The 24,471-nt window shown below is 63.7% G+C and carries 23 protein-coding genes; 3 read left to right on the top strand and 20 right to left on the bottom strand.

The genetic code is table 11. From position 1 onward, the window contains the following. Positions 1-9 precede the first annotated feature (9 nt). The 14 genes from L630_RS0102545 to ehuB all read right to left on the bottom strand — a co-directional run bounded on the left by L630_RS0102545 (position 10) and on the right by ehuB (position 16,354). Positions 10-2,673 carry a TRAP transporter permease gene (locus L630_RS0102545; protein WP_084465708.1) on the bottom strand — a complete coding sequence of 888 codons (2,664 nt, stop codon included), beginning with the start codon at positions 2,671-2,673 and terminating at the stop codon, positions 10-12. Positions 2,674-2,822: 149 nt separating this feature from the next. After that, complete coding sequence (locus tag L630_RS0102550; protein ID WP_024846721.1) at positions 2,823-3,803, bottom strand: TAXI family TRAP transporter solute-binding subunit; 981 nt, start codon at positions 3,801-3,803, stop codon at positions 2,823-2,825. Positions 3,804-3,927: 124 nt separating this feature from the next. Then, complete coding sequence (locus L630_RS0102555) at positions 3,928-5,253, bottom strand: aspartate aminotransferase family protein (RefSeq protein ID WP_024846722.1); 1,326 nt, start codon at positions 5,251-5,253, stop codon at positions 3,928-3,930. Then, positions 5,250-6,149, bottom strand: coding sequence for a MurR/RpiR family transcriptional regulator (locus L630_RS0102560; protein ID WP_024846723.1), 900 nt, complete (start codon positions 6,147-6,149; stop codon positions 5,250-5,252). Before L630_RS0102560 ends, L630_RS0102555 begins: the two co-directional genes overlap by 4 nt. Positions 6,150-6,271: 122 nt before the next feature. Then, entirely contained in the window at positions 6,272-7,471 is a 1,200-nt protein-coding gene (nhaA, locus tag L630_RS0102565; protein ID WP_024846724.1) for a Na+/H+ antiporter NhaA, read from the bottom strand. Between the two features lie 292 nt (positions 7,472-7,763). Then, entirely contained in the window at positions 7,764-9,134 is a 1,371-nt protein-coding gene (locus L630_RS0102570; RefSeq protein WP_024846725.1) for an aspartate aminotransferase family protein, read from the bottom strand. Between the two features lie 23 nt (positions 9,135-9,157). After that, on the bottom strand, positions 9,158-10,642 hold the full coding sequence (locus L630_RS0102575) for an NAD-dependent succinate-semialdehyde dehydrogenase (protein ID WP_024846726.1): 1,485 nt from the start codon (positions 10,640-10,642) through the stop codon (positions 9,158-9,160). A 113-nt stretch (positions 10,643-10,755) separates the two neighbouring features. Further along, positions 10,756-11,244 carry an Lrp/AsnC family transcriptional regulator gene (locus L630_RS0102580; RefSeq protein WP_024846727.1) on the bottom strand — a complete coding sequence of 163 codons (489 nt, stop codon included), beginning with the start codon at positions 11,242-11,244 and terminating at the stop codon, positions 10,756-10,758. A 7-nt stretch (positions 11,245-11,251) separates the two neighbouring features. Beyond that, positions 11,252-12,244 carry a cyclodeaminase gene (locus L630_RS0102585; RefSeq protein ID WP_024846728.1) on the bottom strand — a complete coding sequence of 331 codons (993 nt, stop codon included), beginning with the start codon at positions 12,242-12,244 and terminating at the stop codon, positions 11,252-11,254. Next, a complete protein-coding gene (gene eutB, locus L630_RS0102590) occupies positions 12,234-13,241 on the bottom strand; it encodes a hydroxyectoine utilization dehydratase EutB (RefSeq protein WP_024846729.1) in 1,008 nt (335 codons plus the stop codon). Before eutB ends, L630_RS0102585 begins: the two co-directional genes overlap by 11 nt. Beyond that, entirely contained in the window at positions 13,238-14,059 is an 822-nt protein-coding gene (gene ehuA / locus L630_RS0102595; RefSeq protein ID WP_024846730.1) for an ectoine/hydroxyectoine ABC transporter ATP-binding protein EhuA, read from the bottom strand. The genes eutB and ehuA overlap by 4 nt, the downstream gene beginning before the upstream one ends. Then, complete coding sequence (ehuD, locus tag L630_RS0102600; RefSeq protein WP_024846731.1) at positions 14,059-14,727, bottom strand: ectoine/hydroxyectoine ABC transporter permease subunit EhuD; 669 nt, start codon at positions 14,725-14,727, stop codon at positions 14,059-14,061. The genes ehuA and ehuD overlap by 1 nt, the downstream gene beginning before the upstream one ends. 1 nt (position 14,728) lies before the next feature. Next, positions 14,729-15,394 carry an ectoine/hydroxyectoine ABC transporter permease subunit EhuC gene (gene ehuC, locus L630_RS0102605; protein ID WP_024846732.1) on the bottom strand — a complete coding sequence of 222 codons (666 nt, stop codon included), beginning with the start codon at positions 15,392-15,394 and terminating at the stop codon, positions 14,729-14,731. 105 nt (positions 15,395-15,499) lie between these two features. Continuing rightward, the gene (gene ehuB, locus L630_RS0102610) at positions 15,500-16,354 is read right to left on the bottom strand and encodes an ectoine/hydroxyectoine ABC transporter substrate-binding protein EhuB (protein ID WP_024846733.1); all 855 of its coding nucleotides are present in this window, start codon (positions 16,352-16,354) and stop codon (positions 15,500-15,502) included. 183 nt (positions 16,355-16,537) lie between these two features. Here ehuB and doeA point away from each other — a divergent pair, with 183 nt between their 5' ends. From doeA to L630_RS0102625, 3 genes are read left to right on the top strand one after another with little or no spacing between them, the layout of a single operon-like run. Continuing rightward, positions 16,538-17,722 (top strand): ectoine hydrolase DoeA, encoded by a 1,185-nt coding sequence (doeA, locus tag L630_RS0102615; RefSeq protein WP_024846734.1) that lies wholly within the window; start codon positions 16,538-16,540, stop codon positions 17,720-17,722. Between the two features lie 6 nt (positions 17,723-17,728). Beyond that, positions 17,729-18,904 carry an acetylornithine deacetylase gene (gene argE, locus L630_RS0102620; protein ID WP_024846735.1) on the top strand — a complete coding sequence of 392 codons (1,176 nt, stop codon included), beginning with the start codon at positions 17,729-17,731 and terminating at the stop codon, positions 18,902-18,904. Continuing rightward, positions 18,901-19,644 (top strand): GntR family transcriptional regulator, encoded by a 744-nt coding sequence (locus tag L630_RS0102625; protein WP_024846736.1) that lies wholly within the window; start codon positions 18,901-18,903, stop codon positions 19,642-19,644. Before argE ends, L630_RS0102625 begins: the two co-directional genes overlap by 4 nt. A gap of 27 nt (positions 19,645-19,671) precedes the next feature. On the opposite strand, the gene L630_RS0102630 is transcribed toward L630_RS0102625, so the two are convergent. From L630_RS0102630 to L630_RS0102655, 6 genes are all read right to left on the bottom strand, one after another. Beyond that, positions 19,672-20,283: a glutathione S-transferase family protein gene (locus L630_RS0102630; RefSeq protein WP_024846737.1), complete on the bottom strand. Its 612-nt coding sequence runs from the start codon at positions 20,281-20,283 to the stop codon at positions 19,672-19,674. A 27-nt stretch (positions 20,284-20,310) separates the two neighbouring features. Beyond that, complete coding sequence (locus L630_RS0102635; RefSeq protein ID WP_024846738.1) at positions 20,311-20,730, bottom strand: carboxymuconolactone decarboxylase family protein; 420 nt, start codon at positions 20,728-20,730, stop codon at positions 20,311-20,313. A gap of 117 nt (positions 20,731-20,847) precedes the next feature. Next, complete coding sequence (locus tag L630_RS22745; protein WP_156941749.1) at positions 20,848-21,021, bottom strand: hypothetical protein; 174 nt, start codon at positions 21,019-21,021, stop codon at positions 20,848-20,850. Beyond that, on the bottom strand, positions 21,018-22,373 hold the full coding sequence (locus tag L630_RS0102645; RefSeq protein ID WP_024846739.1) for an amidase: 1,356 nt from the start codon (positions 22,371-22,373) through the stop codon (positions 21,018-21,020). The genes L630_RS22745 and L630_RS0102645 overlap by 4 nt, the downstream gene beginning before the upstream one ends. After that, positions 22,363-23,784, bottom strand: a complete 1,422-nt coding sequence (locus L630_RS0102650; RefSeq protein WP_024846740.1) for a TRAP transporter large permease subunit — start codon at positions 23,782-23,784, stop codon at positions 22,363-22,365. Before L630_RS0102650 ends, L630_RS0102645 begins: the two co-directional genes overlap by 11 nt. Further along, positions 23,784-24,395, bottom strand: coding sequence for a TRAP transporter small permease subunit (locus L630_RS0102655; protein WP_024846741.1), 612 nt, complete (start codon positions 24,393-24,395; stop codon positions 23,784-23,786). Before L630_RS0102655 ends, L630_RS0102650 begins: the two co-directional genes overlap by 1 nt. Positions 24,396-24,471: the final 76 nt, after the last annotated feature.

Consider the following 24,471-nt stretch of genomic DNA (forward strand, 5'->3'; position numbering starts at 1 on the left):
CATCGCTCCTCAGGCAGCCTTCGGATTGCCGGCAAGCGTTCCGCCGCGCCGGCGCTGCGACCACACCACCAGCAGGAACAGCAGCAGGGCCGGGATGTAGAACACCTCGCGCGGCATGCGTTCTGCCGGAACTTCAACGACCGGAACGGTGACAGGCACGTCGCCATAGAAGTCGAGGTCCGACAGCGTACGTCCGGCGAGACTGTTGAGGTCTAGCGGCTCGTCAAGCACCGCCTGATCGCCCTCGAGCCGCATCGGCAGACCCGTCGCGGCCTCAAAGCGTTCCTGGCCGGGTGCCCCAGCCAGCCCGAGCTCGAACGACATGACGCGCTCGCGCATCTGGTCAGGATTGTCGAAGGACGGGCCGACGATATGGACACGCACCGCCGTTCCATCCGGCTGCGCCTCGACCACCTCCACGATGCGCTGGGGCTCGACCTGGTCGTAGGGCGGCTGGACGAGATCGAGGAAGAAGCCCGGCCGCAGCAGCAGGAAGGTGACGAGCAGCAGCGCGACCGTCTCCCATACCCGGTTGCGGGCCATGAAGAACCCTTGCGTCGCGGCCGCGAAGATGAGCATCGCCAGCGTAGCCAGCACGAATACCCAGATGCCCTGTACCCAGCCCACGTCGATCAGCAGCAGGTCGGTGTTGAAGACGAAGATGAAGGGCAGCAGCACCGTGCGCAGCGAGTAGAAGAAGGCCACGACGCCCGTCCTGATCGGGTCTCCGCCCGAAACCGCCGCCGCCGCGAAGGATGCAAGTCCCACCGGCGGCGTCACGTCGGCCATGATGCCGAAGTAGAAGACGAACATGTGCGCCGCGATCAGCGGTATCAGCACACCGTTGGCGGCACCGACTTCGACGATCACCGGCGCCATCAGCGATGAAACAACGATGTAGTTGGCCGTGGTCGGCAGGCCCATGCCGAGGATCAGGCTGATCAGCGCTGTAAAGACCAGGATCAGGAAGATATTTCCGCCCGAGAGGAACTCGACGAACTCCGCCATCACCTGGCCGATGCCGGTCAGCGTCACGGTGCCGACGATAATGCCGGCGGCGGCCGTGGCGCAGGCGATGCCGATCATGTTGCGCGCGCCCGTGATCAGGCCGACGATGAGATCGTCGAAACCTTCGCGGAAGGCTTCCATCTGCCCGGAGGTCTGGGCGCCCCTGAACAGCGCCTTCAGCGGCTTTTGCGTCAGCACCACCACCACCAGCAGGAGCACCGCGTAGAACGCCGACAGGCCCGGCGAGCGCCGCTCGATCATCAGGAACCAGACGAGCACAAACAGCGGCAGCAGGTAGTGCAGGCCCGTCTTGATGACGTCCTTAACCAGCGGCAGCTCCACGACCGGGGCGGTCGGATCGTCCAGTTCAAGGTCCGGCGTCTTCGCGGCGTACCAGATGAGCGCGACATAGGCGGCCAGCAGAAGCAGGATCAGCACCGGACCGGAGATGCCGGGCAGCAGCATCCGGATAAAGGAAATGAGGTAGTAGACAGCCCCGGAGAGAATAACGATTGAGGCGATGACAATGCCGGCGCGCAGCAGTGCCTGGACGCCCGTCGAATGAACTCGCTTCGGCAGGACCGGCATGTCGCCACGCACGGCTTCCAGATGTACCAGGTAGAGCAGTGCGATGTAGGAGACGACTGCCGGCAGGAAGGCGTGCTTGATCACCTCGATGTATGGGATGCCGATATACTCGACCATCAGGAACGCGGCAGCGCCCATCACCGGCGGCATGATCTGCCCATTGACCGAACTCGCCACCTCGACCGAACCCGCCTTCTCCGGCGTGAAGCCGACGCGCTTCATCAGCGGAATGGTGAAGGTGCCGGTGGTGACGACGTTCGCGATCGACGAGCCCGAAATCAGGCCTGTCATCATCGAGGACAGCACAGCCGCCTTGGCGGGCCCGCCGCGCATGTGGCCAAGCAGCGCAAAGGCGAGCTTGATAAAGAAGTTGCCGGCCCCTGCCCTGTCGAGCATCGAGCCGAACAGCACGAACAGGAAGACGAAAGCGCTCGAAACACCGAGCGGCACGCCGAAGACGCCGCCGGTCGATAGCCACATCTGGTCCATCGCGCGCCCGAACGAGGCGCCGCCCCAGCGGATGATGTCTGGCAGCAGTGTCGAGGAGCCGAAGAAGACGTAACTGAGGAAGACGAGCGCGACCACCGCAAGTGGCGGCCCGAGCGCGCGGCGCGTCGCTTCAAGCAGAAGGACGATCCCGATACCGGCAACGATCAGGTCCTGTGTGATCGGCAGGCCGGGCCGGCGCGCCAGTTCCCGGTAAAAAATGAAGATGTAGAGCGCGGCAAGTGCCGCCGCGATTGCCAGGATCCAGTCGATGACGGGAACACGGTCGCGCGGACTGCGGGCGAATGCAGGATAGGCCATGAAGGCGAGGAAGACGCCGAACGCCAGGTGCGCCGAGCGCGTCTGCGTGTCGTTCAGCACCAGTGGCAGGCCAGTCAGGCTGCTCAGCGTGAACGGCAGCGGAGACGCGATATAGAGCTGGAACAGCGACCAAAGCAGCGCGATGCCGGAGATGACCCAGGCCGCAGAGCCTGCGGGCTTTCTTGCGCCCGTATCGGTCGCAGCAACGAGATCCTGTAGCTCGGCTTCGCTCAGCGGAGCATTGGCGCCCGATTTATCGTCCATCGCCATGGCGGTTCCCCTCCCGGTTGACGATCCTGGCCATGAGAAGGAGGCGCCCCCGGACGGAGGCACCTCATCTTGTCAGCCGCGCAAGCTACAGCGTACGCGGCATAGCGGTGACGGAAAAGTCCTATACCGCCCTGACGCGGGTGGGGCTGCTACTTAAGCCAGCCCTTCTCCTTGAAGTAGGCTTCCGCGGCCGGATGCATCGGGGCGGAGTTACCCTGGTTCGCCATGTCCTCAGGGTTAAGGTTCGCCAGTGCCGGATGCAGGCTCTTGAAGGCGTCGAAGTCCTTGAACACGGCGTCGACAAAGGCACGAACGACCTCATCCGGCACGTCCGCCGAGGTAACAACCGTCGCGCCCACGCCGAACGTGTTCACGTCGTCCGGATTGCCGTTGTACATCCCGCCGGGGATCACCGCCTTGAAGTAGTACGGACGCTCAGCGACGAGCTTGTCGACCACCTCGCCTTCGACGGGGATGATGCGCGAGTCGCAGGTCGTGGTGGCTTCCTGGATCGCACCCGCCGGGTGACCGACGGTGTAGGCGAAGGCGTCGATGTTGTTGTCGCAGAGCTGCGAGCTCTGCTCGGCAGGCGCGAGCTCGGCCGCGAGGGCGAAGTCGGCATTCGTCCAGCCCTTTTCGGCGATCAGCAGGTCCATCAGCGCGCGCTGGCCAGAGCCCGGATTGCCGATGTTGACGCGCTTGCCCTTCAGGCTGTCAAAGTCGGTGATGCCCGCATCAGCACGCGCGACGACGGTGAGCGGTTCCGCATGAAGCGAGAACACCGAGCGCAGCTTGTCGTGCGGTCCGGAGTCCGCGAATGCTCCCTCGCCCTTCGACGCATTGTACTGCACGTCCGACTGGACGATGCCGAACTCGAGGTCGCCGCCCTTGATGGCGTTGGCGTTGAACACCGAGCCACCGGTCGACTCGACCGAGCAGCGAATGCCGTGTTCGCGGCGCGTCTGGTTCATCAGGCGGCAGATGGCCCCGCCCACGGGATAGTAGACGCCGGTCACGCCACCGGTACCTACCGAGATGAACCGCTGCTCCTGGGCGGAAGCGGTTCCTGCAGCCAGTGACGCGAACATGGCCGAGACAAGACCGAAGCCGAGTAGTGTACGCCGTTTCATCTGTGCACCTCCCTGTTGAGCACATTTCCCTCTGGCAGTTGACGAGGCGGCTCCTCGTCAACCGGTTCTGATTGACGCCGCGGGAGCATTCTGGTTCCCGCCCCTGCCACGCCAAGATCCTTCATCAGGCGCCGACCGCGGCATCGACCGCATCGCCAAGACGCTCGACGATACGATCAATGTCCGCTTCCTTGACGATGAATGGCGGCGCCAGCAGCACGTGATCGCCATTGACGCCGTCGATCGTCCCGCCCATTGGATAGACCATAAGCCCGCGCGCCATCGCCTCCCGTTTGACGGCAGCATGCACCTTGCGCTGCGCGTCGAACGGCCGTCTGGTCGCGCGGTCCTCCACCAGTTCTATCGCATAGAATAGCCCGCGGCCGCGAATGTCGCCAACCCGGTGGTGGTTCCCGAAGCGGGCCTTGAGCCGCTGTTCGAGTACGTTGCCCATTGCCCGCACGTTTTCGAGAAGCCCCTCGCGCCGGATAGTCTCCTGCACGGCGAGGCCCGCTGCCGCCGCCATCGGATGGCCGATGTAAGTGTGTCCGTGCTGGAAGAAGCCGGACCCATCGCGCATGGCGTCGTGGATCTTGCCGGACACGAGGACCGCGCCAATCGGCTGGAACCCGCCTCCAAGGCCCTTTGCGATCGTCATCAGGTCAGGTGAAATCCCCTCCTGCTCGCACGCATGCATCGTACCGGTGCGCCCCATGCCGCACATCACCTCGTCGAGGATCAGCAGCACGCCGTAGCGGTCGCAGATCTCGCGAATGCGGCGGAAGTAGTCGGCCACCGGCGGCACGGCGCCGGCGGTTGCGCCCACAACGGTTTCGGCGACGAACGCGATCACCGTATCCGGGCCGAGCTCAAGCAGCTTTTCCTCAAGCGCTGCGGCCGCACGCGCTGCGTACTCCTGATCGCTCTCGCCCTCGCGCTGGAAGCGGTAGGCAAAGCAGGGATCGATATGGTGGGTTTCGATCAGCAGCGGACGAAACTGGCGGCGGCGCCATTCGTTGCCGCCGGTGGCCAGTGCGCCCAGCGTATTGCCGTGATAGCTCTGGCGGCGGGCGATGATGTGGCGGCGCTGCGGCTGGCCGGTTTCAACGAAATACTGGCGCGCCATCTTCAGCGCGGCCTCTACTGCCTCTGATCCCCCGGAGACGAGGTAGACGTGTTCGATCCCTTCCGGGGCATCCTCGATCAGCCGCTCGCCAAGACGCTCGGCTGCCTCGGTCGTGAAGAAGCCGGTATGGGCGTAAGCGATCCGGTCGAGCTGTGCATGCAGCGCCTCCAGGACGGCAGGATGGCCATGTCCGAGGCACGAGACAGCGGCACCGCCAGACGCATCGATGTAAGCCTTGCCGTCGGCATCGAAAATCTCGATTCCGCGCGCGGCGACGGCCACTGGCGGCTTGGCGAGGAGGGAGCGATGCATAAGGCGGGTCATGACTTTGCTGGCTTTCGTTTGCGGGACGATTGAAGGTGGATGCCCAGCTCTTCGGCCTGGGCGTCGAAACGCCGGAGTGACGCGAGCGCGCCCTCTCCGAGATGGCCCGCGATGAGTGTTCCAAGGATCTCGGCGACAGCAAAAGCGGGCGCCATCGTGTGCATGAAGGATGCGGTATCCGTTGGCACCAGCACAACATCGCGCGCGATGCGGGCAAGCGGCGACACTTCGCTGTCGGTGACCGCGACAATGACGGCTCTGCGAGCTGCCGCGAGACGGGCAAGTTCGACCGTCGCCTTGGTGTACGGTGCAACGCTCACCGCAAGCAAAACGTCGCCCGCCGCGATCCGCCCCATCGCGTCGGTTCCGGTTCCTCCGGGCCCATCCACCAGGACCGAGCGATCGCCCAGCATCGTGAGGATGTAGTGAAACTGCCACGCAATCGCGTGGCTCGAGCGCATGCCGACGCAATAGATCCGCCGCGCGGAGCTCAGCGTGAGGGCGGCCCTCTCCAGGCGCTCGAGGCCTTCCGGGCTGCTAAGTTCCGCCATCTGCAGGGACAGTCGCTGCAGCATGGCTTGCGCCAGCGCTCGATCGCCGTCCATCTTCTGGCGGCGCACCTGCGCGCCAGCCTTGTCCGTGAATGTTTGCGGTTCGGCTTCGCGCAGCGCGGTCGCATAGAGGTCGCGGATGGCGTCATAGCCTTCGAAGCCGATCCGCTTCGCCAGCCGGGTCATCGTAGCTGGCTGAACGCCTGCCTCGCGCGCCTGCTTGCGCATGGAAAGCAGGGCAACATCGCGCGGGTGGTCGAGCACGTAGCGGGCAGCCTGCCGCAGCTGCTTCGGCAGCGCTTCGAAATCGGCAACCAGTCTTTCCCTGAGGATGCCCTGCTCCATATGCGGAGGTTAGCGTTGCTCTCCAGTCACTGCAACAGTTGAATCATTGGTACACAGGATGCACCAATTGGATCATCGCGAAGCCGGGCGACGAGTCCCGTGCCGAGGGAACAACCCGCGACCTAGAAGGCGCGGGCTTCCTCGCCGCCTGGTCGGGGGCTGAGCACCAGGATGATGGAACCGAGGATCGCGGCGATGCCTGAACCCAGCAGGATGCCGATCTTGACGCCGTCCTGCAGCGACTGGTTCTCCGGAAACGCGAGGAGACCGATAAAGAGGCTCATGGTGAAGCCGATGCCGCAGAGCACCGCGACGCCCAGCACGTGCAGCGGCGCAGCGTTTCTCGGCGCATCCGCCCAACCGAGCTTGATCACCAGCAGAGCGGTGCCGTAGACGCCGATCACCTTGCCTGCGACCAGCCCCCCGGCAACGCCGAGCGTCAGTGGCTCGATGAGCGCGGATGCATCAAAGCCGGCAAGCGAGACGCCTGCATTCGCGAAGCCGAATACCGGAATGATGACGAAGGGAACGACCTTCGACAGCGCATGCTCCAGACGATGCAGCGGAGATTCGACGGTGTGTTCGCTCTCGCCGCCCTTCGGCCGCACGATCGGAATGGTCATGGCAAGCGCGACGCCCGCAACAGTCGCGTGCACGCCGGAAAGCAGCACCAGCACCCACAGCCCCGCTCCCAGCACGAGGTACGGTAGAAGCGTCCGCACACCCGCCCGGTTGAGGCCAAAGAGAACAGCGAGGATCGCCGCCGCCCCGCCGAGCGCCCAGACCTGCAGATCGCCGGTATAGAAGATCGCGATGATGAGGACGGCGCCGAGATCATCGATGATCGCGAGCGCCGTCAGGAACACCTTCATCGACGCCGGGATGCGGTTGCCGAACAACGAAAGGACGCCGAGGGCAAAAGCGATGTCTGTGGCGGTCGGGATCGCCCAGCCGCGGATGACGGCGCCATTACTCCAGTTGATCGAGGCAAAGATCAGCGCGGGAACCGCCATGCCGCCGGCTGCGCACACACCCGGCAATATCCGGCGTGACCAGGTCGACAGCTGGCCGTCGACGAACTCGCGCTTGATCTCGAGCCCTACCAGCAGAAAGAACACCGCCATCAGCGCGTCGTTGATCCAGTGGCTGACGCTGAGCGGACCGAGATAGCTGTGAAGTGCCGCGAAATAGGTCTCAGCCAGAGGCGAGTTTGCGACGATCAGCGCAAGTGCCGCGGCGGCCATCAGGACGATGCCACCGGAGGATTCGCTGTCGATGAAGCGGCGGAACGCGGAAGGACGTGCGTGCAGATTTCGGGCCATCGGGTGCCTTTACAGGTTCGGGCGCGCTGGCGGCCCGACCAGCGCTACAACCTGCCCGTGCCTCTTCGCACGAACACCCGACGTGCTGAATGCAAAATTAATCGCGAGATATCAACCCGCAACCCGGCATAAACACCAATTCTAGACAATGGGTTCACTCCGGATTCGCCAGCGGGTGAGGAAGACCGCTGGTGGTGAGGCAGTATCGCGATTAAATTCTGCGCTTCCCATCCTCCAAATGACAAGGCGCGGCCAAGAAGCACGAGAGCCAATTGGCCACGCCCATACTGCCCTACCCCAGCACCTCTCGTACCGCTTCTACCGTCTTGCCCACGACCTCATCGACCTCGGCCCGGGTGAGGCAGAGTGGCGGGGCGAAGCCGAGGATGTCGCCCTGCGGCATCGCCCGGCCGATCACGCCCCGCTTGAGAAGAGCGGCTACGACGGACGGTCCGACCTTGCGCGACGGGTCGAAAAAACGGCGCTGGTCGCGATCCTCAACGAACTCGACGGCGCAGAGCATGCCCTCGCCGCGTACGTCGCCGACATGCGGGTGATCCGCCAGCGCCTTCTTCATTTCGGTGTTGAAGTAGGCGCCCGTCTCTGCCGCGTTTTTCACGAGGCCGAGTGAATCGACGAGCTTCAGATTGGCGATGCCGGCGGCGGCACCAATCGGGTGCGCCGAATAGGTCCAGCCGTGACCGATCGCGCCGTTCTCGTCGGTGCCGCGTTCGAGCACGCTCCACACGCGTTTCGAGATGATGGAGCCGGAGAGCGGCGCATAGGCGGACGTAAGGCCCTTGGCGATGGTGATGATGTCCGGCTCGATACCGTAGTGGTCGGAGCCGAACATCGAACCCAGCCGGCCGAAGCCCGTCACGACCTCATCAGCGATCAGGAGGATATCGTGCTTCTTCAGGACCTCCTGGATCGCCGCCCAGTAGCCGGCAGGCGGCGGGACGATGCCGCCGGTGCCGAGCACCGGTTCACCGATGAAGGCGGCAATGGTGTCGGCGCCTTCGCGCGCGATCAGCTTTTCGAGTTCACTGACACAATGGGCGACGAAATCCGCCTCGCTCATCGCCGGGTCGGGGCGGCGGAAGTAGTAAGGCGCTTCCGTGTGGAGGATCCGGTCGAGTGGCAAGTCGAACTTGTCGTGGAACAGCTTCAGACCCGTCAGCGAGCCGGTGACCAGGCCCGAGCCGTGATAGCCGCGCCAGCGGGAGATGATCTTTTTCTTCTGCGGCCGGCCGAGAATATTGTTGTAGTACCAGACCAGCTTGATGTTGGTCTCATTGGCGTCCGAGCCGCCGAGGCCGAAATAGACCTTCGACATGTTCTTCGGCGCTCGCTCGAGAACCATCTTCGCGAGCGTGATCGAGGCTTCGGTGCCGTGGCCGACATAGGCGTGATAGTAGGCAAGCTCCTTCGCCTGCGCGGCGATAGCCTCGGCGATCTCCTCGCGGCCATAGCCGACGTTGACGCAGTAGAGACCGGCAAAGGCATCAAGCAGCCGGTTGCCGTCGCGGTCCTCGATGTAGACGCCTTTGCCGCCGCTGACGATGCGCGAGGGACTTTCGCCCCGCGCATGCTGGGCAAGGTGGGTCGAAGGATGGAAGAAGTTTTCGCGATCCCACTGGTCGAGAACGTCGTTGGTCAGCATTGGCAGTCCTCCTGAATTTGGTCTCACGCGCTCTCGCGGCAGACATATTTGAGATCGGTATAGGCCTCGATGCCGTGTCGCGAGCCTTCACGGCCAAGCCCGGCCTGTTTGACGCCGCCGAACGGCACCGGTGCGCCGGTGATCTTCGTGCGATTGACAGCAACCATTCCAAATTCGAGGCGGCGTGTCATGCGGGCAATCCGCGCAGCATCAGCGGTGTGCAGATAGGCGACAAGGCCGGTTTCGGTGCGGTTGGCGCTGGCGAGCACGGCCTGTTCGTCATCGAAGGGTGCGAAAGCGGCAATCGGGCCAAAGGTTTCTTCCCGGAAGATGAGCGCATCCTCGGGCACGTCCGCCAGCACGGTCGGCTCGAAGAAGAGCGGGCCGGCAGGATTAACGTTGCCCCCGCAGACGAGGTGCGCACCACGTCCAAGCGCGTCGTCCACGTGCTGCTTCTGCTTCTCGACCGCGCGGGCGTTGATCAGCGGGCCGATGTCCGGGTCAGTGAGGCCGGGACCGACGCGCATCGCGCGCGCGCGTTCCGCAAAGGCTTCGACGAAGCGCTCGTAAATCGGCCGCTCGATATAGAAGCGGTTGGCGGCGAGACAGTCCTGGCCGGAGGTCGCGAACTTCGCGGCAATGGCATGATCGACGGTGCGCTGGAAATCACAGTCGGCGAACGCGATGAACGGCGCGTGTCCGCCCAGCTCCATGACGAGGCGCTTGATCGTCGGTGCAGACTGACCATAGAGCAGCCGGCCTATTTCGGTCGAGCCGGTGAACGAGAGTATCCGTATTTCGGGTGCCGCGGTCATGGCGCCGACGACCTCGGCGGCGTTTCCCGTCACGACATTGAAGACGCCGGCCGGAAGGCCCGCCCGTTCGGCAAGTTCCGCGACTGCCAGTGCCGAGAACGGCGTTTCCGACGACGGATGTGCAACGACCGTGCAGCCGGCGGCAAGCGCAGCCGCGGCCTTGCGGGTTAGCATGGCCGACGGGAAATTCCATGGCGTCACCAGCCCGGCAACGCCCACCGGCTCGCGGATGAGCTGCATCTCGGCGTCCGGAAGATGCGAGGTGATGCTCTCGACGTTGAGGCGTTTGGCTTCCTCCGAGTAGAACTCGACGAAGGAAGCGGCGTAGTCGATCTCGCCGAGCGCTTCCGATATCGGCTTTCCCTGTTCCTGCACCATGAGGCGAGCAAGATCGTCTCGCGCGACAATGATGAGCTCGTACCAGCGGCGCAGCAGGCGTGACCGCGTCAGGGGACTTTCCTGCGACCAGCAGGCAAAAGCGCGATGGGCAATTTCGACCGCTTCGGCCGTATCAGCTGCGGTCAGCGCCGGAACGGAGCCGACGCGGGAGCCGTCAGCCGGATCGGTGACGTCGATCGTCCGCCCGCCGCTTCCGCGCGTCCAGGCCCCGCCGACATAGGCGAACTCGCGAAAAAGGCGCGGATCCCGAAGGGTCGAAAGGTCGGCTTTCTGAAAAATGGCCAGCGATGTCATGGCAGGTTCTCCCGGGAATGCTCTGCCTGCATCTTCGCCTGATCGGCGCCAAAGATGGCCCTGTTTGCTGCCTGTTGCGCCGAAGCTTCGTTCGAAATTCGTGCCAGCGGCCACTATTCCTTCTCCGCGCTGGAGAGGAGCTTGTCGAGCGGCAGCGGCGCCATCTTGACCGGCTTGGTGACCACATAGGTGAAGTAGCGCGCAAGGCCGACACGCGCTTCAAGGAGATGGTCGACAAGGCGCTGGTAGGAATCGATGTCGCGGGTGACGATCTGCAGGATGTAGTCGAATCCGCCGCCGACGGCCCAGCAGGCAACGACCTCATCCAGAGGTGCGATGGCGCGCTCGAACGTCTGAAAATCCTGCACGCGGTGGCTTTCGAGTTCGGCGGCCATGAACACTGTCACATGCGCGGAAATTGTCCGCAGCTGGATTTCGGCGCGGTAGCCGGCGATGACACCGGCGTCTTCCAACCTCTTCAGACGCTCCCATGCGGGTGCTGCGGAGAGGTTGACGCGCTTGGCCAGTTCCGCCTTCGAAATCCGGCCCTCGCGGCTGAGAATGGACAGGATCTTGAGGTCGCGATCGTCGAGTTTCAGCATTCCCGCCTCAAGTCATGAAGGCGGCGCCAGTTCCGCGCTGCCGCGCCCGCTCCATGGCGAAGGTGGCGATGGCGGTGTCCTGCGCGCCGGTGCCGGTCAGGTCACAGATTGTGATCTGGGCGTCGGACGTGCGGCCGGGATGCCGCCCGCAGAGAAGGTCGCCGAGTTCAGGCGGCGGGCCCTTTTTCCAGACGCCAGCCCCGATCGCGCTGCGCAATTCGCCGAGCTTCTCGCACTGGCTGAGACGGTCGCAGACATAGAGGTCTGCCGCTGACAGCGCGGCCGGGTCAATCTCGTTCTTGCCGGCTTGGTCCGCCCCCATGGCAGTGATGTGGAGCCCCGGATGGAGCCAACGTGCCTGAAGAAGAGGTTCTTCTGCCGGAGTCGTGGTCACGACAAGCTGGCTCTGCGCGACAACGTCGCGCGCATCCGCGACGGCCTCGGCCGTTACGCCGAGGCGTTCGGCGAGATCGGCGGCGCATTTTTCAGCCTTTTCGCCGTCGCGGCCCCATACGACCACATTTGTGAAAGGCCGCACGAGATGCGCCGCTTCGATCTGCAGCCGTGCCTGCCCGCCGGTGCCGATCACGCCCGCAGTCTGGACGTCGCCCGGCGCGAGGTGCTTCGCCGCGACTGCCCCTGCAGCGGCTGTGCGGACATCGGTAAGATATCCGTTGTCGAGAAGCAGAGCTTCGACTAGCCCCGTTCGCGCTGAAAACAGGATCATCAGCCCGTTGAGGCTCGGCAGGCCGATCTTGGGATTGTCGAAGAAGCCGGGGCTGACCTTGATGGCGAAGCTGTCGAAGCCGGGAATGTAGGCGGTCTTGACGTCCACCTCCCCATTCGCCTGCGGGATCGCCATCGACATGATCGGCGGCATGATCACCTTGCCGGTGCCAAGCGCGAGGAAGGCGCGTTCGACCACGTCGACGGCTTCAAAGTCGAGCTTTACCAGGCCGCGCAGATCGGACTCGGTCAGGATCTTCACCTCATGCGGCATAGGCGCGTCCTTCGATTGTCTTGTCACCGAGCGTCACGCTGCGACCCGAAACAACCTCGGTGAACATGGCCATGTCGAGGTTGCGGCCGGTCAGGATGGTGGCGATTGGGCCTCGCACCGGGCCGATCTTACCTGCCTTGGTGGCAGCGATGCCGACGACGCTCGCACCTTCCGCGACCATGCGATCCTCATAGTAGAGCGTCTGCATGGCGTCGTAGATATCTTCTTCGCTGACGAGCACGCAGTCATCAAGAAGATCACGGCACATGGCGAAGGTGAGCTGGTTCTCTGTGCCGATCCCTCCGCCGAGCGAGTCCGCGAGGCTGGGCACCTCCTCGACCTCCACGGGTACGCGCGCCTTGAGGGACTGGTACATCGCCGCGCCCCGGTCCATCGTCACGCCGATCACCCTGATCCAGGGCTTGATCTCCTTTGCCGCGCGGGCAACGCCGGCTGCTAGCCCGCCACCCGAGAGCGGTACGAGGATGGTGGAAAGGTCTGGACAGTCCTCGAGAAGTTCAAGCCCGATCGTGCCCTGCCCTGCAATGACCAGGGGATGATCGAAAGGCGGAACCTCGACGAGACCTTCTTCAAGCGCGAGCCTGCTGCTCTCGGCCTGTGCATCGTCCTGGCTCGCACCGACGATCCGCACGTCGGCGCCGAGTGCCCTGATGCCATCCACCTTCGCCTGCGGGACCAGTGACGACATGCAGATCACTGCCCGCAGGCCCAGAGCCTTTGCTGCGTAGGCAATGGCGCGGCCGTGGTTGCCGGTGGAACAGCAGGTGACGCCAGTGGTCCCCTCCGGAAGGTTGATGAGCGCGTTGGTCGCGCCGCGTATCTTGAAGGCGCCCGTCGGCTGGGTCATTTCCAGCTTCAGCAGGAAGTCGTGGCCGACAAGGCGGCTCATGTAGGGCGAAGGCACCAGTGGCGTGCGGGCTGCGCCTTTGGTGATGTTGGAGCGAGCCGCCCAGATGTCGGAAATGGCGACAGTCACACCGCCTCCTTCACGGCTCGCAGGAACTGCTGGGTCCGTTCCTTCTGCGGATGGTTGAACAGTTCGTCCGGAGTGCCCTGTTCCTCGATCCGGCCGCCGTAGAAGAAACAGATGCGGTCGGAGATATCACGGGCAAAGCCCATCTGGTGGGTCACCATCAGCATGGTGAGGTTGTGTTCGGAAACGAGCTTGCGAATGACATTGGTCACCTCGCCGATGACTTCCGGATCAAGCGCGGACGTGACCTCGTCGAACAGCATCACCTTGGGCCGCATCGCCAGCGCGCGAGCAATCGCTACGCGCTGCTGCTGTCCGCCCGACAGGCGCGAGGGGTGCTGGTCGCGCTTGTCGGCCATTCCGACCATGGCAAGCAGCTCTTCGGCGCGTTCCTGCGCATCCTTCTTCGGCATGCCGAGGACGTGCACCGGTCCTTCCATGCAGTTCTCCAGCGCCGTCATGTGCGGGAACAGGTTGAACTGCTGGAAGCACATGCCGATTTTCGAGCGGATCTGCCGGACATGCCGCCGGTTTGCCGGCACCAGCCGGTCGCCCTGCGGCATGTGCGTGAGGGGATCACCGTCGACGTAGATGACGCCGCCATTGATGGTCTCAAGCGTCATCAGCATGCGCAGCACGGTCGTCTTGCCGGAGCCCGACGGGCCGATGATGGTAACCATCTCCCCCTCTGCAACATCGAGATCGAGCGAATCCAGCACCGTCAGGCTGCCATAGCTCTTTGTGACATTCGCGAACCGCACCATCGGGCGGTCAGGGCCTTCGAGCTTGGGTGGGTAGCCGGTCAGGTCGTTCTCGCGCATCAGATCATTCCCAGTTTCCGGCGCAGCCACGCCTCGAAGAGACGTATGGCGGCGGCGGTTGGCAGCGACAGGGCCAGGAAGATGACCCCGACCATCGTATATGGTTCAAGGAATCGGTAGGTTTCAGAGCCAATCGCATTGGCGGTGTGCATCAGCTCGGCAACGCCGATGACCGAGAGCATGGGCGTGTCCTTGAGGATGCCGACAAGGTAGTTTCCCATGCCGGCCAGCGACGGCGGCATCGCCTGTGGGATGATGACGCGAAAATAGGTGCGCGCCGTCGAAAGGTTGAGCGATGTCGCAGCTTCCCACTGCCCCTTCGGCACGCTGTCGAGCCCACCGCGATAAACCTCCGACAGATACGCCGCATAGTGCAGGCCGATGGCGATCATGCCGGCGGTCCAGGGCGACAGCCGGATGCCGAACTGCGGCGCGACGTAGAAGACGAAGAAGATCTGCAGCACCAGCGGCGTCGAGCGGATGAATTCGACCATCTCGCGCACGATCATTGTGAAGGCCCGCGAAGGCGTGCGCTGTGCGAGCGCAAGGACGAGGCCGAGTACTATGGCGATCGCATAGCCGAGGCCCGCGGCCAGCAACGTGTTCCCAGTCGCCACCAACAGGCGGGGCAGGATGTCGAGGGTAAAATCCCAGCGCCAGTCGAGCATTTCACGCCCTCCCGAGCTTGCGCTGCATGAACCGTTCAAGCCAGCGCATGAATGGCGTGATCATGAAGCGCGCGAGGATGTAGTAGATGACCAGCGCCGTGCCAAAGGACTCGGCCGACATGAAGGTCGTGCCGTTGATCTGCTTGACCTGGAACATCAGGTCGGCAACGGCGATGAGCGCAACGAGCGCCGTCCCCTTCAGTAGCTCGATCAGCAGGTTGCCCCACGATGGCAGCATGATCAGCAGCGCCTGCGGCAGGATGATCCGCAGCATGCGCTTCGTGGGCGTCATGTTGATCGCCTGTGCGGCCTCCCACTGGCCTTTTGGTACAGACAGGATCGCGCCGCGCACGAGCTCCGCGCCGTACGCGCCGAGGTTCATGCCAACAGCGACGAAGCCAGCGGTGAACTTCTCGAGCGTGATGCCGAAGAGCGGCAGGACGAAGAAGATCCAGTAGAGCTGTACGAGAAGCGAGGTTCCGCGGAATATCTCGATGTAGACGGTAGCACCCGCACGGACGAAAAAATTTCTCGACATCCGCATCAACCCAGCCGCCAGGGCGATCGCCATGGCGAGCAAAGCAGAGAGGATGGTGAGGACGATCGTGACAAGCGTTCCGCTGAGGATGCGGTCGCCGTACTGGCTGAGAAATTCGAGGTAGGACATCCGCTCGGCCTTTCCCGTCAGCGCCTTGAAGGCGGGAGGCTGTAACCGTCCGGCAGGGCGCCGGAGGAGCAGCGGGCCGGTGATCCGGCCCGCGCAGCTACGAGATCAGCGGTTTGCGCACACCCATTCCGTGGTCTGGTCGCCCGGCAACGAGGCCTCGCCGTAGCCGTATTCGGCTACGGCCGACATCATTGCCTCGGAGCCAATGTACTCCTTCAGCGCAGCGTTGAACTTGTCGAGGAAGTCCTGGTCGGCCTTGCGGAAGCCGATGCCTGCCCAGTTGAACGACTCTTCCGGCATTGCTGTGGGATCGCTCGCTTCCACTGCCCCGTTCGAGCTGTCAGCAAGCTGCTTCATCGTGAAGTAGGTGCCTGCACCTGCATCGGCTCGGCCAGCCCGCACGGCAGCCAGAATTTCCGTCGGACCCGGAACCTGCATGATATTCGCTTCCGGCACCCCCGCGGCCTTGGCTGCCTCGATGTTCGAGTAACCGGCGCCCGTCACCATGATGGCTTCGGCGCTCTTCAGGCTCTCATAGTTTGAGATGTTCTTCGGGTTGCCCGGCGCGAGGATGAAGCCGTCGCCAACGGTGGCTATTGGCTCGGAAAAGGCGATGTTTTCGCAGCGGCTGGCAAGGATGTTCATGCCGCCGGTTACGATGTCGAACCGGTTGGCGTTGAGGCCGGGGATCAGCCCGCCCCATTCGGTTTGCACCGGCTCGATCTTCTCGTAGCCCATGTTCTTGAGCACGGCGATCGTCATCACGTTGACGAAGCCCTTGGGGCTGCCGTCGTCGCCCGGATAGGCGAAGGGAATTTCGTTGGCGAAGCCGATGCGGATCGGCTCGCCGCTTTCGGCGCGTTCGAGCAGCGACTGTGCGATGGCCGAGCCGGCGAATGATCCGACGGCAAGGGCAGCCATGCCCAGAGCGGCGATATGCCTGAGAAGCGTGCCTTTCATTGGTTGTCTCTCCTGTGTTCCACCGGCTTCATTTTCTATTGTTGTGCACAACATCTCGCAGGGTGCAGGATGTGTCAACGGTTTTTCTGGTTCAAACGCTGCGGCAACTCTGGGCTTATTGCTTTCCATCTTCATAGATGTACACATTCGTCAGCCGACGCACCCAGAGCTACGGGAGGGGCCATGCCCGCCGCACACCTGCCATTCTCAAGAAATGAATATTCCCGCCGCCTGACGAAAGTGCGCCGCTCTATGGAAGAACGTGGAGTAGACGTGCTGTTTGTCGAGGACCCGTCAAACATGGCGTGGCTTACAGGCTACGACGGCTGGTCGTTCTACGTGCACCAGGGTGTGATCGTCTTCCACGACGCAGACCCTATCTGGTGGGGTCGTGGCCAGGATGCGAACGGCGCGATCCGCACCGTCTGGATGAGCGATGACCGGGTCATCGGCTATGCCGATAATTTCGTGCAGTCGACGGTGCGCCACCCGATGCAGGACCTCGCCTCGATCCTGCGCGAAAAGGGATATGCGAACAAGCGCATCGGGCTGGAGCTTGAGAACTACTACTTCTCCGCGAAAGCCTATCTCGTCCTCAAGGAAGAGCTTCCCCAGGCTGAGTTCATCGATGCCACGGCGCTTGTGAACTGGCAGCGCGGCGTGAAGTCGGACGAGGAAATCGCCTTCATGCGCAAGGCGGCGCGCATCGTGGAGAACATGATCGACGGCGTCATGGAGCGCGTCGAGCCTGGCCGGCCGAAGAACGAGGTCGTCGCGGAAATTTATGGAGATGCAATACGGGGCGTTGATGGCGCGTGGGGGGATTACGCGGCGATCGTGCCGCTGCTTCCATCTGGCACGGATGCTGCCGCGCCGCATCTGACCTGGGACGGACGCCCGTTCCAAAAGGGTGAAGCAACCTTTTTCGAAATCGCAGGCTGCTACCGGCGCTACCACGTCCCCTTCTGCCGCACGCTCTATCTCGGCAAGCCGCCGCAGGAGATGCTCGATGCGGAGAAGGCGCTGGTCGAGGGTCTGGAGGCAGGCCTTGAGGCGGCGCGGCCGGGCCGGCCCGCGGGCGAGGTCGCGAAAGCGCTGTTTGGCGCGCTCGAACGCGCCGGCATCAAGAAGGACAGTCGCTGCGGCTATCCGATCGGAATTTCCTATCCGCCCGACTGGGGCGAGCGCACGATCTCGTTCCGCAAGGAGGAGGAGACGATCCTCGAAGCCGGCATGACCTTCCACTTCATGCCTGGACTGTGGATGGAGAACTGGGGTCTCGAAATCACTGAAAGCATCCTGATCCGCGAGAGCGGCCCCGCCGAGTGCCTCTGCGACCGCCCGCGCAAGCTTTACGTCAAGGATTGACGCAGCATGGACGTGCTTCAGCGCACCCGGGAGGTGCTGGCCGATCTCGTTGCCTTTCCGACCGTCTCATCAGAGAGCAACCTTGAGCTGATCACCTATGCGGCGGAGCTTCTGTCGGACACAGGAGCGTCGATCTCGTTGTCGCGCGATGAGACGGGCACCAAGGCAAACCTCTTCGCGACATTGGGGCCAGAAGGCGACGGTGGGATCGTTCTGTCTGGTCATACCGATGTCGTACCGGTCGATCCCGAAGAATGGACAAGCGATCCGTTCAGGCTCGCCGCGCGCGGTGACCGTCTCTATGGCCGCGGCACCTGTGACATGAAGGGATTCATCGCCGCCGCAATCGCGATGGCGCCGCGCTTTGCCGCGGCCCCGCTCAAGCGTCCGCTGCATTTCGCCTTCACCTATGACGAGGAGGTCGGCTGCTTCGGCGCCCGTGCGTTGGTGCAGGAACTCGAACGCGCCGGCATTCGTCCGGCCGTCGCCATCATCGGCGAGCCGACGTCGATGGGTGTCATCGAGGGCCACAAGGGCTGCTACGAATACACGACCGAGTTCACCGGCCTCGAGGGCCATGGCTCCCAGCCGGACAGGGGCGTCAACGCGGTTGAATATGCGGCCCGCTACATCTCGCGGATGCTCGACCTTGGTGAGGAGATGAAGGCGCGCGCGCCGTCCGCCAGCCGTTTCGACCCACCCTGGACGACACTGCAGGTCGGCCGCATTGAGGGCGGCAAGGCGCGCAACGTCATTGCCGGCAGTTGTGCGATCGAATGGGAGATGCGTCCCATCAGCAGTGCCGACGCCACCTACGTCAAAGGCCAGCTTTCCGACTATGTCGGCAGCGTCCTCCTGCCGTCGATGCGTACCGTCTGTCCCCATTGCGACATCGTCACCCGCACCATCGGCGAGGTCGAGGGGCTGCAGGTCGTTGAGGATTCGGAAGCGCGCCGGATCGTCATGGAACTGACCGGGGCGGAGCACGCCGAGGTGGTCCCCTTCGGCACCGAGGCTGGCCTGTTCCAGTCCGCCGGTATCTCCTCGATCATTTGCGGGCCGGGCTCGATCGAACAAGCTCATAAACCTGACGAGTTCATATCAATCGACCAGCTTGCCGCCTGCCTCGAAATGCTCGACAAGCTTTCGCTAAAGCTGTCGAACCAGGGGGCGGACGGTTGAACCAGGATACGATCGTTTTGGAAGCACCAGCCGACGATCACGGAATACCAGAGGAAGGCGCGAGGGCGCGGTTCGCACGCATCTATGAGACGCTGCGAACGCGCATCTGCCTGCTCGACTATCGGCCAGGCAGCCGGCTACGCGAGGAGGATCTTGCCGAGGAATTCGGTGTCTCGCGCACCCCGGTACGCCGGGTTCTCGTCAAGCTCGAGGCCGAAGGTCTGCTGCGCTCGGTCCATGGCGTCGGCACCATCGTCACCGACATCGACGTCGATGCGCTCGCGCAGGTTTACGAGATGCGGGTCGAGCTTGCCGAGCTGATTGGCAAGCTGTCTCCGGTCAGGGTTGACGATGCACTGGTGACACGCTTCCGCGACATCCGGGAGCGCTGCGACCGGTTGGTGCGCGCCGGCGACATCCGGGAGTTCTCCCGGCTCAACATGGAATTCTTCCATCTCTTCACGAGCCTGACCCGCAATGAGCCGCTGCGCGAGATCAGCGAGCGGCTCTACTACCAGACCGCGCGCATCTGGATGAAGACGGCGCTGCAGTTGCGCAGCTCGAAGGAACTGCTCGAAAACGAGTTCCTGACCTTCCAGCGCGAGGTGGCGGACATTACCGAGGCCGTGGAACACGGCGACCTCGCCGCCGCCGGTCACGTCCGCCGCGTCCATATCGCCCTTTCGTACGCCCGCATCAAGAAAGCGGCCCGGGAAAACTCGGGAGGGGGATCGACTTAGTCCCTCAGGCGAAAGCGCCGCAACCCCTCAGGGCAACCACTCCATCGGAACGTGGCCGTTGTCGGTGGCGACGCGTTCGAGCCAGGTCGTTACCTGCGGGAAGCGGGTAATCTCGTAGCCCGCGAAGGCAGCGTCCTGGGTGTAGGCGTAGAGCGCGATGTCGGCGACGGTGTAGTCGTCGCCGGCGATGAATCGCGTCTTGGACAGCTGCGTCTCCATCACCGCAAGTGCCTTGTGTCCGCCATCCAGCAATTGCGCGACGCGTTCAGGCGTCGCCTGATGCGCGCGTTCCGGATATTTTTTCAGCGCCCGCAGCACGGCGATGTAAGGTTCGTGGCTGTACTGCTCGAAGAACAGCCACTGGTAGACCAAGGCCCGCTCAAACCCTGCGTCCGGCAGATAGGATGTGCCCTCCGCAAGATAGAGCAGCATGGCATTCGATTCCGCCAGGATCCGTCCATCCTCGAGTTGCAGCAGCGGCACCTTGCCGTTCGGGTTGAGCGCCAGAAACTCGGTCGAGTGCGTCGACCCGTCCATCGCGTTGACTTCGACATGACGGAACGGCCGCCCGAGCTTGGCCAGAAGCAGCCGCGGCTTGTAGCAATTGCCACTGGAACTCATTCCATAAAGCGTCAGCATCGGCCCCTCCCTGAATCCGTAGCGCGGTTACCGGTCTTGTCTGACGAGATCGAACTCGGGATCGACCGGAATTTGCATGGCATTTGCCAGATGATTGGTCTGGGCGGCGAGGCCGATCACCGCCAGCAACTCGCCATATTGCTGGTCGGTCATACCCTTGGCGCGGGCCGCGGCTGTGTGCGAATGGACGCAATAGGAACAGCCGTTGGCGGTCGAGACGGCGATGTACAGCATCTCCTTCGTCAGCGGGTCGAGCGAACCTTCCGCGACCATCACCTCCTTGAGCTGTTGCCATATCGCCTTCAGTCTGACCGGGTCATTTGCGAGCCCGCGCCAGAAATTGTTGACGAAATCGGACTTCCGCGTCTTTCGGATGTCGTCAAAGACCTCCCTGACCGCGGGAATGGTCTCGGCTTCCTCGTCGCTGATCAATCGGACGGTAGACATCAGATCTCCTAAACTCTCTCCCTGCGGACAGCAGCAGGGTGCCGGCTGCGTCCGCCGGCAACGAATAAGGCATTGCTGGCGCCCGAAAGGCAATCGTGTCTTGAGAGGGTGCGCCGACTACCTCCCGCCACCGCCCGCCCGGAACAGCTCGCGCCAGAAGTCGAAGGCGGCTAGCAGGAAGCACAAGACGGCGAGCACGATCAGGTCGGGGCTCGGCACCCAGATCGGCACCACGCAGAGGAACAGCGCGAGGCCAATCAGCGAAATCAGCGCGAGAAGCCTGTCGGTCATGCGGGAACCTCCTCGTTTAGCAGGCGCACCAGCCAGCGGGCTGTGCGCAACAGCCGTGCATCCTGGCCGGGAGCGCCGACGAGCTGTACTCCGAGCGGCAGGCCGTTCGGCCCGGTGAGCAGCGGCAGGCTGAGCGCCGGGAGCCCCAGATAGGTCCAAAGCGTGCAGAAGACCGGATCGCCCGTCGACTCCAGCCCTTCCGGCGCTTCACCCGGCGCGGCCGGTGTGACGATCGCGTCAAAGCGGTCGAAAAGTGCTTCAAGCGATGAGCGCAGGACAGGCGCCATATCACGCGCCCCCAGATAGTCGGGGGCGGAAACGCCGCGGCCCTCGGCCACCAGATCGCGGATCTTGTCGGAACATTGCTCGGGCGCGCGGTCGACATAGTGCCCGAGATTGCGGGCCATCTCGGCCGCCATGATCGCGCGATGCCAGCCATAGGCACGGGCGAAGGGCTCCGGCAGCTCCACGTCCTCAAGCCGGTCTCCCAGCGCCGCGACCAGTTCGGCAAAGGCGGCCACTGTCCCCTCCTCGGCGCGGCTCCACGCCGGCGTCCGGATAAAGGCGAGCGCGGGAGCCACGGGCGGTTCCGAGAGAGCCGTTGCCATGAGCGGTCCCGGGCTAGCCCCTGCCCCGGTATCGCGGCCGTCCGGCCCCATGAGGGCTTCGGCCAGCGCCATGTCCTCAAGGTTCCGAGCGAACAGGCCGACATGGTCGAGGCTTTGAGAGGCAGTGAGCATGCCCGTGCGCGGGATCGCGCCGAAGGACGGCTTGAAGCCGACTGTGCCGCAGAAGGAAGCCGGCCTGATCACCGACCCATTGGTTTGGCTGCCGAAAGCAAGCGGCACCATCCCGCACGCCACCGCCGCTGCCGAGCCGCTCGATGAGCCGCCCGGTGTGCGGGAGGGATCGTGCGGGTTGCGTGTCTTGCCGGGATGGAAGTAGGCGAATTCGGTCGTGACTGTCTTGCCAAGGATGATGGCACCTGCCGCATGCAGGCGCCGGATCAGCGCTGCGTCCTCCAGCGGCATCCTTCCCGCGTCGATCGGCGAGCCGTTACCGGTGGGCATGCCCTTCACGTCGATGATGTCCTTGATGCCGACCGGCACGCCGTGGAGCGGCCCAAGTGGCATGCCCAGCTTCCGGCGGCGGTCCCTATCCTCGGCTTCGGCCATCGCCATGTCGCGGTCGAGGAACACCCACGCCTGCACCCGCTCCTCCTCGGCATCAATGCGTGCGAGGCAGGCGGCAACCAGTTCCGCGGATGACATCGCGCCCTCGGCAATGCGCCATGCCGCCTCGCGGGCACCGAGCGCTGCGGGATCGGCAGCAGGAATGCGCTTAGCGGCCATAGACCAGCTCCGGCAGAGCGAAGACGATGGACGGGAACAGGTAGATCAGCAACATCGAGAGGAACACCATGGCGAGATAAGGCATGCATCCGGCAAAAATCTGCGTCAGCCGCACATGCGGTGGCGCGATGCCCTTGAGGTAATAGGCTGACATCGCCATCGGCGGGGTCAGGAACGACGTCTGCAGATTCAGCGCCACGAGGACGCCGAAGAACAGCGGATCCACGCCGAAGTGCGACAGGAGCGGCAGGAAGATCGGCACGAAGATGATGATGATCTCCGACCACTCCAGCGGCCAGCCCAGCAGGAAGATGATGAGCTGGGCCATGATCAGGAACGTGATCGGCGAGATGTCGAGGCCGGTCACGAACTCGCTGATCAGCCGCTCGCCGCCGAGATAGGAGAAGACCGAGGCGAACACCCACGAGCCGACGAACAGCCAGCACACCATCGCCGTCGTTTTCAGCGTCAGATAAACGGACTCGCGCAGCCGCTGCCAGGTGAGCGCGCGATAGAGCACCGCAAGCAGCAGGCCGCCGATCGCTCCGGCAGACGCGGCCTCCGAGGGTGTGGCAAGTCCGAACAGGATCGAGCCCAGAACGGCGAGGATCAGGAAGGCCAGCGGAACGAACGATGTCAGGATCATGAGGATCAGCTGGCCGAGCGGCGTGTCTCCGACGTCCTCGTCGCGCGGCTTCGGTGCGATGTTCGGCTGCAAGATCGCGCGGATGATCACATAGACGAGGTAGAGCCCCGCCAGCAGGAACCCCGGCAGCAGCGCACCGGCATAGAGGCGCACGATCGAGACGCCGGATGCAGCGGCATAGACGATCAGCATGATCGACGGCGGGATCAGGATGCCGAGCGTGCCGCCGGCGCAGATGACGCCGGAGGCAAAGCTCGTATCGTAGCGCGCCTTAAGCATCGCCGGAAATGCGAGGAGGCCCATCAGCGTCACCACCGCGCCGACGATGCCGGTTGCCGTCGCAAACAGCGCGCAGGTGATCAGCGCCGCCACGGCCATGGAACCCGGCACGCGGCGCGCTGCGACGTATAGGGTCGAAAACAGCCGGTCAACGATATTGGCGCGCTCGACGATATAGCCCATGAACAGGAAGAGCGGCACGGCCGTCAGCACCTCGTTCGCCATCACCGAATAGGTCTGGTTCACGAAGAGGTCGAAGATCCGGTTGTTGAAGAACCCCTCGATCCAGCTTTGCCACTGCGTCCAGGTATCGGCGCCATCCGCGACCGCGCGTTCGTAGGCGCGCCACATCCGGCGACCGTCGAAATAGGCGTAGTAGCCGAAGCCCACCCCCAGCGCCATGAGCGTGAAGGCGATCGGAAAGCCGAGGAAAATGACGAGGATGAAGATCCCCAGCATCATGATCGCAATTTGCGGGTCGGTCATCATTCCCCCCTTATCCGCCCGGCCATCAGGGCGGCGTCTTCGCCGTGACCGGCGGCAACCTGCTTGACCAGTTGATCTTCGAGTTCCTCGACGTCCTCCTCATGCGGCAGCCAGGCACCGTTGCGGATGCACAGGATGCAGCGGCAGACCTGGGCAATTCCCTGCATGAACAGGAGAACCCCGGCCGCGACGAGAACCGTCTTGAAATGGAAGATCGGGATGCCGGCCGGCGAGTTCGTGCTGACTTCGAGATAGCGCCAGCTGCGCCCGGCATATTTCCAGCCCGCGAAGATGAGGGCGAGGATTCCGGGAAAGAAGAACAGGAAGTAGAGAACCAGCTCGATCGATGCCTGCGCCCTCGGCGACCACAGCCGATAGAGGAAGTCGCCTCGCACGTGCCCGTTGCGCGAGAGCGTGTAGGCGCCGCCCATCATGAAGAGCGTGCCGTAGAGAATGTAGGACATGTCGAAGGCCCAGCTTGTGGGCGCAAGGAAGAGGTAACGTACCATTACCTCGTAGCCCATCCCGAAGGCCATCATCAGGATCAGCCAGGCGAAAGCCCGGCCGACCCAGCCCGAGATGCGGTCGATGAAGAAGATGAGGCGCGTCATCGCAGCGGTTCACCTGGCGAAGGAGACGGGGAAGCACCGCCGGCCGAAAAGACGGCGGCGCTGACGTGACGCGAAG

Source organism: Aminobacter sp. J41 (assembly GCF_000526635.1).
Taxonomy (GTDB): domain Bacteria; phylum Pseudomonadota; class Alphaproteobacteria; order Rhizobiales; family Rhizobiaceae; genus Aerobium.